12 protein-coding genes and 1 pseudogene are annotated in these 14,434 nt (G+C 54.1%); 8 read left to right on the forward strand and 5 right to left on the reverse strand.

Translation table 11 applies throughout. The features are described from left to right. Positions 1–108 precede the first annotated feature (108 nt). The 5 genes from MCP_RS07195 to thiL all read left to right on the forward strand — a co-directional run bounded on the left by MCP_RS07195 (position 109) and on the right by thiL (position 5,035). Positions 109–1,419 carry a sensor histidine kinase gene (locus tag MCP_RS07195; protein WP_012900177.1) on the forward strand — a complete coding sequence of 437 codons (1,311 nt, stop codon included), beginning with the start codon at positions 109–111 and terminating at the stop codon, positions 1,417–1,419. 41 nt (positions 1,420–1,460) lie between these two features. Continuing rightward, positions 1,461–2,513, forward strand: a complete 1,053-nt coding sequence (locus MCP_RS07200) for a hypothetical protein (protein ID WP_012900178.1) — start codon at positions 1,461–1,463, stop codon at positions 2,511–2,513. Positions 2,514–2,577: 64 nt separating this feature from the next. Continuing rightward, a complete protein-coding gene (locus MCP_RS07205) occupies positions 2,578–3,144 on the forward strand; it encodes a flavodoxin family protein (RefSeq protein ID WP_012900179.1) in 567 nt (188 codons plus the stop codon). After that, a complete protein-coding gene (locus MCP_RS07210; RefSeq protein ID WP_012900180.1) occupies positions 3,117–4,070 on the forward strand; it encodes a GNAT family N-acetyltransferase in 954 nt (317 codons plus the stop codon). The genes MCP_RS07205 and MCP_RS07210 overlap by 28 nt, the downstream gene beginning before the upstream one ends. Before the next feature lie 47 nt (positions 4,071–4,117). Next, entirely contained in the window at positions 4,118–5,035 is a 918-nt protein-coding gene (thiL, locus tag MCP_RS07215) for a thiamine-phosphate kinase (RefSeq protein WP_231845199.1), read from the forward strand. A 3-nt stretch (positions 5,036–5,038) separates the two neighbouring features. On the opposite strand, the gene MCP_RS07220 is transcribed toward thiL, so the two are convergent. From MCP_RS07220 to MCP_RS07230, 3 genes are all read right to left on the reverse strand, one after another. Next, positions 5,039–5,365, reverse strand: coding sequence for a hypothetical protein (locus MCP_RS07220; protein WP_012900182.1), 327 nt, complete (start codon positions 5,363–5,365; stop codon positions 5,039–5,041). An 85-nt stretch (positions 5,366–5,450) separates the two neighbouring features. Next, on the reverse strand, positions 5,451–5,903 hold the full coding sequence (locus MCP_RS07225; RefSeq protein WP_012900183.1) for a hypothetical protein: 453 nt from the start codon (positions 5,901–5,903) through the stop codon (positions 5,451–5,453). 1 nt (position 5,904) lies between these two features. After that, positions 5,905–6,468 carry a nucleotidyltransferase domain-containing protein gene (locus MCP_RS07230; RefSeq protein WP_012900184.1) on the reverse strand — a complete coding sequence of 188 codons (564 nt, stop codon included), beginning with the start codon at positions 6,466–6,468 and terminating at the stop codon, positions 5,905–5,907. 142 nt (positions 6,469–6,610) lie between these two features. On the opposite strand from MCP_RS07230, the gene MCP_RS07235 reads away from it, so the two are divergent. Further along, the gene (locus MCP_RS07235; RefSeq protein ID WP_128859988.1) at positions 6,611–8,938 is read left to right on the forward strand and encodes a DNA polymerase domain-containing protein; all 2,328 of its coding nucleotides are present in this window, start codon (positions 6,611–6,613) and stop codon (positions 8,936–8,938) included. A gap of 6 nt (positions 8,939–8,944) precedes the next feature. Here MCP_RS07235 and MCP_RS07240 read toward each other — a convergent pair whose 3' ends face one another. Then, positions 8,945–11,134 (reverse strand): PAS domain S-box protein, encoded by a 2,190-nt coding sequence (locus tag MCP_RS07240; RefSeq protein ID WP_012900186.1) that lies wholly within the window; start codon positions 11,132–11,134, stop codon positions 8,945–8,947. Between the two features lie 184 nt (positions 11,135–11,318). Further along, positions 11,319–12,143, reverse strand: a complete 825-nt coding sequence (locus tag MCP_RS07245; protein WP_012900187.1) for an ion transporter — start codon at positions 12,141–12,143, stop codon at positions 11,319–11,321. Between the two features lie 275 nt (positions 12,144–12,418). On the opposite strand from MCP_RS07245, the gene MCP_RS07250 reads away from it, so the two are divergent. Beyond that, positions 12,419–13,750 (forward strand): S8 family serine peptidase, encoded by a 1,332-nt coding sequence (locus tag MCP_RS07250; RefSeq protein ID WP_012900188.1) that lies wholly within the window; start codon positions 12,419–12,421, stop codon positions 13,748–13,750. Positions 13,751–14,343: 593 nt separating this feature from the next. Further along, positions 14,344–14,430: pseudogene (locus MCP_RS16235) on the forward strand (nickel-responsive transcriptional regulator NikR); the annotation flags it as partial. Positions 14,431–14,434 lie beyond the last annotated feature (4 nt).

Raw genomic sequence — 14,434 nt, forward strand, 5'->3', positions numbered from 1 at the left:
AATATATCATGGGCGGAAAACGGCAAGCACTGCGAACGAACCTCTGGAATGTCAATAGTAATAATAATATATTAATAGTACGTTAATATTCACCGGGGGTATTGATTAATGGGTAGTGCGCTATTTCCGGATCCGGATCCGGAAAAGATGGCGAGGGAAGAGCTCGTCGCTTCTTTTTACCGGCTGAAGGCATTTGCCGAACGATACCGGCGTTCCGAGGAGGCGCTACGCCTGGACGAGGCCCGGCTGGAGGCGTTACTGGCGCTGAACGATATGGCCGCCTCCCCGGAAGAGGACATTATCGCGTATTCGCTCGAAGAGGCGATACGCCTGACGGGCAGTAAGATCGGGTGGATGGGCGCCTTGAGCCAGGACGAGAAGATGCTGACCATGCACTGCTGGTCGAAGGGCACGAAAGAGGAGTGTAATATCCTGGACAGGCCTCATTCGATCTGCATCTCGGGCGGCGGCCTCTGGGTCGAGCCCATTTTACGTGGAAAGCCTGTCGTCTATAATGATCTTTCAAGCAATAAGATCCCTTACGGCCACATACCTATAAAACGATTTATGGGTATACCTGTCTATGATAGCGGGCGCATCGTAGCCGTGGCCGAAGTGGGAAATAAAGCCTCGCCCTATGATCGCTCGGACATGCGCCAGCTTACTCTGCTCATGGGCAGCGTCTGGAGGATCATCATGCGAAAGCGTGTCGGCAAAGCACTCTCCGAGTCTAAGGCCCAGGCCGAGCTTTATGTGGACTTCATGAGCCACGATATAAGTAACATGAACCAGGTCGCCATGGGCTACCTGGAGCTGGCGATGGAGAAGCTAGCCGATAAGGGCAGCCTCGATAAGGCCGACATGGTCATGCTCTCTAAGCCGATGGATACGATGAGGAATAGCGCTAAGCTTATCGATAACGTGAAGAAGCTGCAGCGGCTGCGTGACGGCATGCTTGAGCCCATGGTGCTTGACCTGGGGAAAGTGCTTCAGGACATGACCGCTGATGCAGGAAGCATACAGGGCCGTCATATCACTATCGATTATTATCCCGTCCATGGCCGTTCCGTAAAGGCGAATGAGCTTCTCCCGGACGTTTTCGCTAACATCCTGGGGAACTCGATAAAGCATTCAAGCCCCGATAAGCCTCTGGGCATCGTAGTCCGCCTATCCACCTCGGACCAGTGGCATCGTGTCACTATAGAGGATAACGGGCCGGGGATACCTGATGATCGGAAGGGCAAGATCTTTAGCCGGCTATCGCCAGGGAACATGAAGCATATGGGGACAGGGCTGGGGCTGGGGCTCGTGAAAACGCTCGTAGAAAGCTACAATGGCCGCATATGGGCCGAAGACAGGGTCCCTGGAGATTACCGGCAGGGTTGCCGCTTCGTGGTCGAGCTTCCGGAAGCCTGCTGATGACCGAAACCATTTATACGGGCGCCGCTTAACTGCTAATAATGCTCGTGACTCGCAAATGCCCGACATGCGGGAGCCTGGACTGTATACGGCCTGCCGGCGAAGTACAGCAGCAGGCGTTCTCTATGTACGTTCCCTGCGCCCGGTGCCGGGGCGATCAGCCGCTGGATAAGTTCATTCCGCTGGTCGAGCTCGGCCTCGAGCTTGATAGGGACTCGGGCCGCTGCCCGTTCTGCGGTAAGCGTCACCTCGATTATATTATGGCCAGCGTGCTTGATATTCTGATCAAGGAAGGCATTAAGGATGCGGGCGCTGCGCTAAAAGACGTCGGCACGCCCCTCGTCGCCTTCGGTGTCACGATGGTCGATGTCCCCCGGCTGCCGGCGAAAAGCTTGGTCATGGTCATCGATAACGTAAATAAGCACGTAGCAAAACGTATCCTGGATGAAGTACCCGAAGTCAAAGGCGTATTAAATCGAAAGGGCAAGCCTTCCGATAGCGTGGGCATACTGGACACCGGCTCGAAGCCGCATGTCTATCAGCTAATGGCGGGCTGTGACATGAGGGCAGACGTCATCTCATGCATGCTCGGGGACCTGTGCCTGTACCGTGGCCAGTCCGACTGCCATATAGAGTTCTGGCGGAATAACTCGGTCAAAGTGAAGGCCATAGAGAAGCTCTTCCTCGACGGCCTGCTTGACGATAGCGTCGTCGTCGACGGCCTCGCCAGCGTCGGCACGCTGGGCCTCCTTGCAGCGCTGGGCGGGGCAAAAAAGGTCGTCCTGAACGATGCCTGGCTCCCGGCCATAAGGAATCTGTTATTGAATATCGAGGTGAACCAGGATGCCCTCGGGGTCGAGATGGAGCGTATCGTGGACTTGAGCAAGCTGCCCGCAATCGGTGACGAGCCCGTGCTGGTGGCAAAAGCTTCGGGCAATGTTGAGCTTGAAGTCTATATCGGCGATTTCAGGAAGCTGGACAGCGTTGTACCATCCTGCGACGTGTGTATAATAGACACTTTCCCGGGCGTAAGCCCTGAGGAATTTGAGGCGAAGTGGCAGGGCCTGGCTACGAAAAAAATAATTGTTCTCTAAACTCGACAATAACCTTGTAAATTTAATATATCGGAAACACCTACATTTATTGAGAAATCCACTTATGTACAAGGTCATCGGCATCGTCGGAAGCCCGCGCCACGCGGGCAACACGCGTTTCCTGGTCAACGAAGCGCTGGAAACGCTGAAACAGGAAGGCATAGAGGTCGAGCTGATACCGCTCGACGATAAGCGCATCGCGCCCTGCGAGGCCTGCAACGCATGTGAAGAGCTGCTTAATTGCAACATCGAGGACGACTTCCAGGAGATCTTCGAGAAGATGACGGCGGCCGACGGCATCATCGTGGGAAGCCCCGTCTATTTCGGCTCGGCGTCGCCGCAGATAATGGCGCTGCTGGACAGGGCCGGGTTCGTCGGCATGAAGACACGTGCGTTCGAGCGCAAGGCCGGCGCGGCCATCGCCGTCGCCCGCAGGGCAGGCGCCAACTTTACCTTTGCCCAACTGAACTATTTCTTCTTCATCAACGGCATGATCGTGCCGGGCTCGACCTACTGGAACGTGGGCTATGGCCTTGACCCCGAAGACGTAAAGGACGACGAAGAAGCTGTTCGCACAGTGCGTAACCTCGCGAAGAACATGGCATGGCTCATAAAGAAGATAAAGGCATGAAGATCAGGCACGCCGGGCTGGACGATGCGGCCGGTATCTGCGATGTTCATAAGTCGCACATAGAACGATGGTATCGAAAGCTGGGCGCAGAGCACGTCGACGTGGCTTATAAGGATCTCTCGATAGGCGAGCGATGGGGGTTCGGCGGGCCCTGGATGAGCGCCGAGACCTGCTCTGTCCACCTGAATAACCTGTTATTACAGCATCAGTTCCCGTTCGTTGCCCTTGATAAAGACCGTCCGGTCGGCGAGACGGAGTTTTTCGTGGGCGATGAGGGCCCCCACTTCGGGAAAACCTTGCATATCGGTCTTCTCTACGTGTTAAAAAAGCGATCAGGCCATGGGATAGGAAGTGCCCTTGTCGATAAGGCCGTTCGGTTCGCTACCGACCAGGGGTGTGATACTGTCACGGTAGCATCGGCGATGGCGAACGTCGGGTTCTATGAGAAGTGCGGTTTTACCATTGAAGGCAGGATGGTCGAGCTGGAAGCGTCCACTAAGGAATATGATGTGGATATCGTTAAATTGCCGCCCCCTATGAGCCTGTGGGCCTTCACGCGAGGCCTGCCCATGCCGGTAGGGCGCTATCAAAGCTCTGCCTTCCACGTTTTTGAGCAGCTCGACCAGTACGCCGTCCCGGAGTTCATGGATTGCCGGCGTGACCGGGTTTTCGTAAAGATCAACGGGCATCCGTCCATGCTCGCGTTCACCAGGTACGACACGGTACCGGAAAGGGCGGACGTTTACGGCTGGTCGGAGGCCGGGGCAGAGGCGGTGGCGAAGGCCGCGCTGACGCTGCTCCACAAGGAGGGCGTCAGGTACGCAACTATATTACTGGACGGCGACGATTATTATGCGATAGCGGATAGTCTTGACGCCGCGGTCAAAGGCTCGAGGGGCTCACTATTACGAAGGTTAAGGAAGTAAAGGCTACCGATATTGGCGAGATCGGGATCATCAGGCGTATCGCGAAGATACTCGACTCCGGCTACTTAGGCGATGACTGCGCCGTTCTCGAGGACGGCGAGAATTATCTGGTCGTTACTACGGATATGCTCCACAGGACTACGGATTTTCCCGCGGAGATGTCCGGCGAGGACATCGGGTGGATGAGCGTGGCCGTGAGCCTGAGCGATGTGGCTTCCATGGGCGCTAAGCCTATCGGCGTAGTAGCCGCAATGGGCATACCGGGCGGCACGGACGTCGATTTCATCGACGGGCTTGCCCGCGGCATGAGGGACTGCGCGAAAAGATACGGCACCGATATCGTGGGCGGCGATACTGACCAGCATGCCGAGCTGACAATAGTGACCACCGCTCTCGGGCGGGTGGAGAAGGATAAGCTCAAGCTGCGGTCCGGGGCCAGGGTGGGGGACCTGCTATGTGTTACGGGCTACCTGGGCACGCCGGCGGCCGGCTATAAGGTGCTTATCGAAGGCCGTGAAGCGCCTGAACAGGACAAAAAATTGCTCATCGACCGCTTCTTCCGGCCGCAACCCCGTGTGGAAGAAGGCATGCGCCTTTCTGCTTACAAAGAGGTCACCGCCATGATGGACGTTAGCGACGGGCTTGGCAAATCGGTATACGAGCTTTCCAATTCGAGCAAAGTGGGGTTTTTGGTGGATGCGGACAGGCTTCCGTTGCTCGAGGAAACCCGGAGGATCGTAAAAAGCAGAGAAGAGCTGATCGATATGGCCGTCTGCTTCGGCGGCGAGTTCGAGCTCCTCTTCACGCTCGACCCGGCCGGGCTCGATAAAATAAATTGTGTTAAGTTCACCGTCATCGGCAAAGTCGTGGAAACCGGGCTAACGCTCGACGACCGGGGCACGATGAGGCCCATCACGTGCAAAGGCTACGAGCACCTAAAGAAAAAAAGTGATGTAGTGCATTAATACTTAAGTCTGTGGCTCGGTGCCCTTTTTGCCCGCGAGGAAATCCGCCGGGTTCTCCCGGACTTCGGGTATACAGTACCCGCAGACCTGGAAGTTCACGCCCGCGAACGGGACCGTGTCGCACCTGTCCGAGTGTTTCCGGCCGCACGCGTCGCAGACCGGGTATGACGGGTTCGTCTCGCTTAGTCGCTTAATGTCAGCCATAAAGCTCGCCGGGTTCGACCGGGCCCTCTCGGCGCAGTCGCCGCACACCTTATACTTCGTGCCCCCGATGTCCAGCATCTCTCCCCTCGCCGAGTAATCGGTACCACATACCATACAAATTGCCATGTTCTTCCCCCATCGTTTTTTGCGAATATGGATACTTAATATTCTGGAGTAAATATGGCGGAGCTACTTGTTTTAGAATAGCTGTTTATCTGTTTATTTTTGGATTTAGTATCAGGGCTGTGATCCTGACAAATTCTTCTGCACTACCCAATCCCTCATTCGCAATTACTGTGTTAACATAGCTAAAGCGGTACTTCGAATCATTGCGCGTTTTTCTATACCGGTCGAAGTCATCGACAAGCGAATCTCCAAAAACGGCCTTGTATCTATCGTTTATAAAAGCAACGCATGCTTCATGGGAATCTGTGGTGCGGTAACCATCGGCGAACATTATACTATGCGCACATTCCCTGATGACCTCATATAGATCCTCAAATATGAACGTAGCGCATTCTTCATCGATCGTCAGGGACTTAATACATTTGAGCCGCCTTTGAGCTTTCTCGAACATGGCTCGGGCTGCACCATGGTCTTTCCATGTCTCCTTAACATCGCCTCTCGTTATATAGTCCTTGAACGATATTCCATGATAAACCAAGCTAAGCCACATCCAGGTATCCTGACATTACGATGCCATTTATCAGGGTATTGATGAAATTAGCATCCTCCTGCTTCACATTACTAATTAGATGGAGGCCAATCTTTCTCTTTAGTAATTTCTCATATATAATCGTATCTGGTAAATCTTTCATACTGGTGACAATGGCAATATCAATATCGCTATCAGCAGTATCGTCGCCCCTGGAATAGCTGCCAAAAAGGATTATGCATTTAGGATACCTGTAGTAAGCTTCAATTGCCAGGAGCAGGCCGGTCGAATAGAGAGAATACAGGTTTAAAGACCTCTTTAGACCAATAAATTTCTCGTTTTCATAGTTACCCCAATAATTATTAACAACGCCAGTCGACTCGCTGCACAATAATCCACTTTGCTTCAAAGACCTCAATATTTTTTGGGCGCCACGGGGGGTCAGGCCGGAACGGCGGGCGACTTCCCTGACATGAAGCCTGACGTTCGGCCCGTCAAAGAACAATTTTAAAATTCTTATTCGATTATCTTCGTTAATATCATATGGTGGTATATTCGACTCATCAACGGGCATATGTATACTTTTGTTTACATGTGTTACATATAGTTTACTAATGTAAACTAATGTATACATTAGATATGATACACTATAATTCCATTATTTTCACGGCGCCCATGCCTCATGCCTTATGTATTGCCATGCGTTACTGTCGACTATGCAGGGCACACTCGTCGACGCCTGGCACCGGCCCTCCGCGGACGGCCGGCCCGGGGCGTACTTGCTGTGGATACGCACGGAGAAGGGCATCGTCTGCCTGGAGGACCGGGACTTCAGGCCGTCGTTCGCCGTCATACCGGAGCGTAACGTCGGTCTGGTGGAGCAGGCCGTGGGGCAGCACGAGAACGTGTATAGGATCGAGACCGTGCCGCGCTATCCATCGATTTATGCCACCGGGACGACGCCCGTAGTCCGCGCCTTCCTGCTGGATGAGCGCAAGGTCGAGGAGACCATGCGGGAGATAAGGCAGCGCTCGCCGGCCAACGTGAGCTTCGCGGAGGCGAAGATCCGCATTGACCTCCAGTGGCACTACCTGCGGGGCATCCCGCCGCATTCTGCAGTCCGGTTCACGACGGACGGCGGCGTCCTGAAGAGCATATCCGCGGCAGGCCCATGCGACACGTCGAAGCTCAGGGTGCTGGCCGTCAACTGCGCCTTTAGCACCACGGATCCGGCAAAGTGCCGCCTGCTCTCGATATCGCTGTGTGACGGCGCCGGCGAGTCCGTCTTCAGGGGCGGCGAGGCCGCCATGGTCCGGTCGCTCCAGGCGGCGCTGGACGAGCGAGACCCCGATGCCCTGGCCATGTTCGACGCGGATAATACGCAGCTTCCGCTGCTCGGGCTCAGGGCCCGTGCGAACGGTATGGCGCTTCGCCTTGGCCGCGTATCCTGGAGCACAGACCTGCACAATGCTAAAAAACAGCGGATTACGCACTGGCAGGCTGCACAGGCCCGGGCGCCCGGGCGCATCCTGCTCGACCTCTGGAAGGACGCGAGAACCGATGCCGACCTCAAGCGCACCGACCTGAGCCTTGAGTCCGTCTATGATAAGGAGTTCTCCCTGTCGGCCGAAAAGAGCGAGGCGTCCAAGGTGTACGAGCTCGCCGTGGAGCGCCTGCCCATGTTCACCTCCTGGTGCCAGAGGTGCATGATGCCGCTGGACAGCGTGTGCCGGGAGAAGCACGGCTTCATGAACGCCTCCATGGTGAACGCCGCCCTCATCGGCAGCACGGTCATACCCGATACGGCCGAGTACCCGGAGGGCTTCAAGACTCCCCTGGTGGAGAAGGTCAAGGAGAACGGCGGGCTCGTCATAACGCCCGTGGCCGGACTGCACGAGGACGTGGCCATCCTGGACTTTTCCTCTTTATTCCCGCGCATCTTCGTGAAGCACAACATCAGCCCGGAGACGATCAACTGCCGCCACGAAGAGTGCCGCGAGCACGGGGAGCAGGTGCCTTTCCTGGGCTTCCACATCTGTATGAAGCGCAAGGGCGTATACCCCGAAGTGTTCGGCAAGGTGCTGGAAGAAAGGGACCGCGTGAAGCGGGCGATGAAGGCCCTGGACCCGGGCTCGGCGGAGTACCGGAAGCTGGACGTGCTGTACCGCTCCCTTAAAATGCAGCTCGTGAGCCCGTATGGCTATATGCAGTTCGCCCTCAATAATTTCCGCACCGTGGACGGCAACCGCTCCGTTCCGGCCTTCGGCCGGTACTACCTTTTAAAGGCGAGAGACATGGCCGAGGAGGCGGGCTTTTCCGTTATTTACGCCGATACGGATTCGCTCTTTGTTCACCGTAATGACCCCTCCCTGGATTACGGGGAGTTCGGGCGGCTCGTGAGCAGGGAGTTCGACATGGAACTGAAGCTGGAGTACGTGTGCAGGTGGGTACTGTTCCTGCCGGAGCGGCAGGGCTGCTCTAAAGGCCTCAAGAAGAAGTACTTCGCCAGCGTGGACGGCGAGCCGCTGGTCCGGGGCCTGGAGGTGCGCCGGCAGGACCGGGCGCGCATCGCCAAAGACACTCAGGAGCAGGTGCTTGAGATACTGGCCGCCGCCCGCAACAAGAAGGAGTTCGTCGAGGCGATACCCTCCGCCACGGCGTATGTCAGGAAACAGGTAGGCCGGATAATGGAAGGCGACCTGAGGGCCGACGACCTCGCCATAATAAAGAAGCTGTCCCGCCGGCCGGAGGAATATAAGGCGATGACGCACCACTGCGTGGCCGCGGAAAAGCTGGCCGACGGCGGCCGCAGGGTCCGGGTGGGCGGCAAGATCGAGTACGTGGTCACGGGAAAGAACCGCGCCGTGCCGCTGGAGATGGCCCGGGAGGCGCCACTGGCCTATGACGTGGAGTCGTACGTGGATAACGTGGTGCGCCCGATATATATGCTCCTGCGGGAGTTCGGCGTCGAGTACGACGACCTGCTGCCCGGCCCCAGGCAGGCCCGGCTCGAGCGCTTCGGGCAGGTAGAATGTAAGGTGTAATATACGCTATTTTATCATGGGCCGTATAAAGAAAAAGCTATAGCCCCTGCCGTTGAACTCCGCATAGTTCTCAGTGACCTCTACCGGTATAGTCTTACCATCCTTCGACCGGTATGATCCGGTGGACTTCTCGTATCGATGCTGCTTTAGCAGTTCCCAGTGTCCTCGCCATTTAGCCTCGCTATAAGCGGGGTCGATATCGCCCATGCCGATGGCGTTCAGCTCCCGCGTCGTATAGCCCAGCAGAAGGCCGGCCGCGTCGTTCGAGTAGCTGATCTCGGCATCGGCGTTTACACGGAAAGCGGCCAGGTCGGGGTGGGTCATGGAATACGTCATGATATCCACGAGCTCTTCCATGCTCTTCCTCAGCGTAATGTCCCTCGTCACGCCGTGGAACCCCTGGAAAGCGCCTTTATTATCGTAGAACGGCATGCCGTTGACTTCCATCGAATGGATGCTGCCGTCCTTATGGAACATCCTCAAGTGCTCGAGGTTATATGGCCTGGGGCGAGCATAGATACGGCTGAAGCCGTCTGAGAATTTAGGAACGTCCTCCGCGGGCATGAACTCCATGATGACCTTGCCGAGGTAATGTTCCGGGCCATAGCCGAGTATATCCTTGATCTTAGGGTTGACGTAAGTAAATCTGGCCTGCGCGTCCATCTCCCAGGCGATGTCGTTGATGTTCTCGATCAGGTTCTGGTATCGTTCCCTGTCCTTCCGGGCAGATTCCTCGGAACAGCGGCGCTGCTCGACCTCTGCCTTCAGTGCCTCGTTGACGGCCTCGAGCTCGACCGTCCGCTCCTTTACACGCGTCTCCAGCTCAGCGCGCTCATGTTTCAGCGCCTCTTCCATCTGCTTTCGCCCGGTGATGTCGAAGAAGGTCTTGATGAGCGCCGGCCTGCCGTTGAGGGTCATCATACCGATCGAGCCATCGATCCAGCGTTCCTCCCTGTTTTTCTTCAGGATCTTGAACTCTCTGGACACTGAGCTCATCTTTTTCGTCCTTAAGGGATTTTTATATTCACGCCAGTAATCATCGACGATCCGGACGTAGTCCGGGTGTATGAAATCCTCCATTCGTTTATTTAGCAGCTCTTTCACCGAATACCCGGTGATATTCTCGGCGCCCCGGTTCGCGTAGACGATGCGGCCCTCCTGCAATATCAAAATGCCGCTCGTCGTTGTCTCAGCCAGATTACGGAACTTCTCCTCGCTCTCATAGATCGCCTTTTCGGCCTTTTTTAGATCGGTGACGTCCCGGACGATAGCGGCGAGCATGTAGCCTTTTTCCGTTTTTATGGGGAATACGTTCGTCATGACGGATATTATGGTACCGTCCTGCCTCTGGATATTAAAATTATTGTAATTTTGTTTTATGGGCGACTTGCCGGTCTTCAGGATTATTTTCATATTTTCCTCGAGGGAGGCAGGAGGCCTGTCCGTAAATTGCTCATAGCCTTTAATGAAGATCGGTATATCCCACACGTACTTCCCGATGACGTTCTCTCGAGGGAAACCCGCCAGTTTCACCATGCTTTCGTTATATTCTATCAACACGCCGTTCTCATCGCACAGCGCTATGCCCTCGGTGGACTGGCTTATCATGTCCCTGAACTTACGCTCGCTGTCCCTTATCGCGTTCTCTATGCGGCGGTGGCCGGTCACGTCCGTCATGATCAGCGTGACGCCGGTATTCCCATCGTCGAAGACGGTGGGGATGAACTTGACCGTATAATAGACTTCCTCCGAGTCCCTGGTGAAGCTCGTATCCAGTGTCAGGTCCTTGCCGCCCAGGGCTTCACGGATATGGGACATGATGGTCGAAGCGATCGATACCGGCTTTAAGAAATTTTCTATATTCCTGTTTATGCTCTTCTCGCGGATGAGCCCCATGGTCTCCAGGAACCTGTCGTTCGCGTTACGGATGAGCAGGTCCTTATCGATGATAACGATGAGATCCGATGAAAAGCTCAGCATTGCGGAGAGGGGGACTCTCTGGGATAAGTAGTAGACTTTGGACGGGCCGAACGACTTCATGTCGACGTGCCCCGCGGCGACCAGCACTTCCAGGTACTTCGCCACGGAGTGGCGGTTCATGCCGACGGCCTTCGATATTTCCGTTACCGTCATGCCGCGGGGGCTGTCTTTCAACACGTCTTTGATGTCTGAAAGTTCCTTCCTGTTAACGTCCATGGTAAGTTACCGGCCTTGGGTCAGGGCTCTATTTATCCATAATCCATATTAATATTTGTTATACTGAACCGTTATACGGTACTGTTATCCACTGACCGACAAATATAAATAACTTTAGTAGTAATAAGGTATCGATTATGCCCCCCTAGAAATTATGAGGCAGGCGCAGACTACTGTACCTGTCTCATAAATTTCGTTTTTTTCCGGCGTACATCACTGCCTTCTTTATCTTGTTCTTACCCATTTCCCTGGCCTCTTTATTCAGCTCGATCTCCAGCCCTGCAGCTATTACGCCAATAGGAAGGGCGGATACGACGACGCCGATGAATGTGAGCAGGCCGCCTACAGCTTTTCCTTCAGGGGTGACGGGAAATACGTCGCCATAGCCCACTCCTGTCATTGGTATCAGCCCCCACCACATGGCGTCGAATATCGTTGCGAACTTTTGAGGCTGGGCATCGTGCTCCAGATAGTACATGATGCCCGCCGATATCAATAAAAGGACGAACTGTATGGCGAACGTCAATAAGATATACTCTTTTTGCCTCCGCAGGACACGCTCGATTATGTCCATGGAGTCCGAGTACCGTGCCAGCTTGAAGACCCTGAACAGCCTGAATAGCCTTAGGGCCCTCAGGAATATCAGGTCGAAGGTGCCGATGAATGGCAGGTAGAACGGAAGTATTGCCAGGAGGTCGGCGATGGCCAGCACGTTCGTGGACATGTACTTGAGCCGCCCCCTTAGAGGCTGTCGATATTCAGGGTCCAGGTCACAGGACCATACTCTCAATATATATTCGATAGTGAACACTCCCACCGAAAATACCTCGAAGGCAGTAAAAAAGGACGGGTGCAAAGTGAAAATCCTCTCGAAGGTCATCAGGAAGAAAACGACGATGTTGAGGACGATGAGGGTGACAAGGAAATAGTTGGCCAGGACGGTCGCCGGGTCGTCCGGATCCTTGATGTTCAGTATATCGTAGACACGAGCCTTCAGGCCAGGCCTCATAGTCAACCCTTATTAAAATAGGGCGAACGATGTATATTATCATAAATCGCTCATTTAACGTTTATTGAGTAAATGCGGGCTATAATAATGCTATATATTGTTAATTAAACCATATATAACATTTAAAGCTAAAAACAATCAAAATATTGAACTAATAAAGCGTATAATCAAAAATAATTCGTCCATTCAGGAAAGTATTTAAAATATGCAGGGATTTCTAGGCTTACAACCACCGGGAGGAGTAATTAATTAAAAAACTATTACTAACCGCCGTTTTGATATGTACAGTACTGCTGGCAGGCGCCCTGCTCGTGAACGCGAGCTCGCCCGTTATGACGAAGAAGGCTAATACCGATGCGAATACGTATGTCGTGGTCTTCAACGATTCCAGCTCATTCGGCGCGTTAGGCGACCAGGTGACGACTTTCGCATCCGATAACAACGCGGAAGTGCTTTACGAGTATGAGACCCTGAATGGCGTCGCCTTGAAGCTGCCCGATGGCAATGCTGAAAAGCTTAAAGAATTAACGAACGTCAAGTACGTTGAAAAGGACATCACGTTTAACGTCTCGCTCGACGATGCCCCCGGCATCGTGGGCGCCCCTCAGATCTGGGATCTTGGATATACCGGTAAGGGCGTCAAAGTGGCGGTCGTCGACACGGGCATCGATGGAGGCCATCCTGACCTGAAAGGCAGAGTCATCGGATGGAAGGACATGGTCAATGGCAAGGATACGCCATATGACGACTTCGGCCATGGCACCCACTGCGCCGGCATCATCGGCGGCAGCGGCGCCGCCTCGGATGGCAAGTACAAGGGCGTAGCCCCCGAAGTCCAGTTCATCGGCGTCAAGGTGCTCGGCAAGGACGGCTCGGGAAGCCTGTCTACAATTATGGAGGGCTTAGACTATGCAGCCCGGAGCGACGCGAAGATCATTTCCATGTCGCTCGGCTCGAACGAGCACTCCCAGGCAATGGACGACCTCGTGACGAAAGCGGTTAACAATGGCAAGATCGTCGTCTGCGCTGCCGGCAACAGCGGCCCCGACGAGGGCACTGTCGGCTGTCCCGCTGACACTCCCGCCGCACTGACCGTTGGTGCCACAGACAAGAGCGATAATATGGCCTCGTTCAGCTCGAGGGGCCCCACAAAGGACGGCCGGGTCAAGCCCGATATCTGCGCTCCCGGTAAGGATATCATATCCTGTAAGGCCGCCGGCATCATGAAGAACAAGGCCATCGACACGTATTACGTGAGCATGAGCGGCACGTCCATGGCCTGCCCCATGGTCTCCGGCTCCATCGCCCTGATGGTCCAGGCGAACCCGAAGCTGACGCCGGCCCAGGCTAAGGAGATACTCGAGAAGACCGCGCTGCACGCTAAGTCGTACCCGAATAACAACTCGGGCTACGGGCGCATTAACGTGAAGTCCGCTGTCAATCTCCTGGGCGGTAAGCCGACTCCGACGCCGGTTAAGGACCCGGTCGTGACGCCGCAGCCGACGTATCCCTCGTACCCGTCGTACCCGTACCCGAGCTACCCATACCCGTCGTACCCATACTACCCGTACCCGGGCTATGTTCAGTACCCGTACGCTGAAGAGTAACGTTGTGGTATTCGGGCATTGCAAAGCCCGAATATATTCTTTTTAAAATTTTCCTGTGCCTTGCTTAGCGCTTTTCGCTAGATAGTTTGGTTTTAGACACTCCTTGTTTGGAGTTTTCTTATGTCGGGCAAGCGACGTACGCTGAACAGTTCGGTTTCAGACACGAAAACACGAAACGGTTTTTTTAGAGTTTACACTAAATACTCTAAAAACCCTATGGTTCACGGTTAATTCTCTAAATACTCAAATTCCACAATTAAGAATCGAAGGGCACCAAATACTCGGTTTAAAAACAAATAACAAATTGACTTAAGGACACGAACGCCCTCCAACTAAAAATCAAAGAGAACGATAGCACAGGCGAGCGATTGTTTGGTATGCTTCACAAACCTGGAGTAGCGTTTGATTAATTGTTTTAGTTGGTGTGCGCTCGTGCATTTAAGTCAGTTTATTAGTAAATCACAGTATATTAGAATGGCATAAAATTACTGAATAATGAATACTATAGTAAAACATTGCCATCACAATCTATTTTAACGTCAAACGTAATACTAATTAACAAAATATTATTACAAAAGACACGGGGCTTATAAATGGACCAGGAACTAATGCGCATCGGAGTGTCCCTGCCGGACAACCTCCTCGACCGGTTCGACGAGATCATCGCGAATAGAGGTTACTAGT

Origin of the sequence: Methanocella paludicola SANAE (assembly GCF_000011005.1) — an archaeon.
GTDB classification, from domain to species: Archaea; Halobacteriota; Methanocellia; order Methanocellales; family Methanocellaceae; genus Methanocella; species Methanocella paludicola.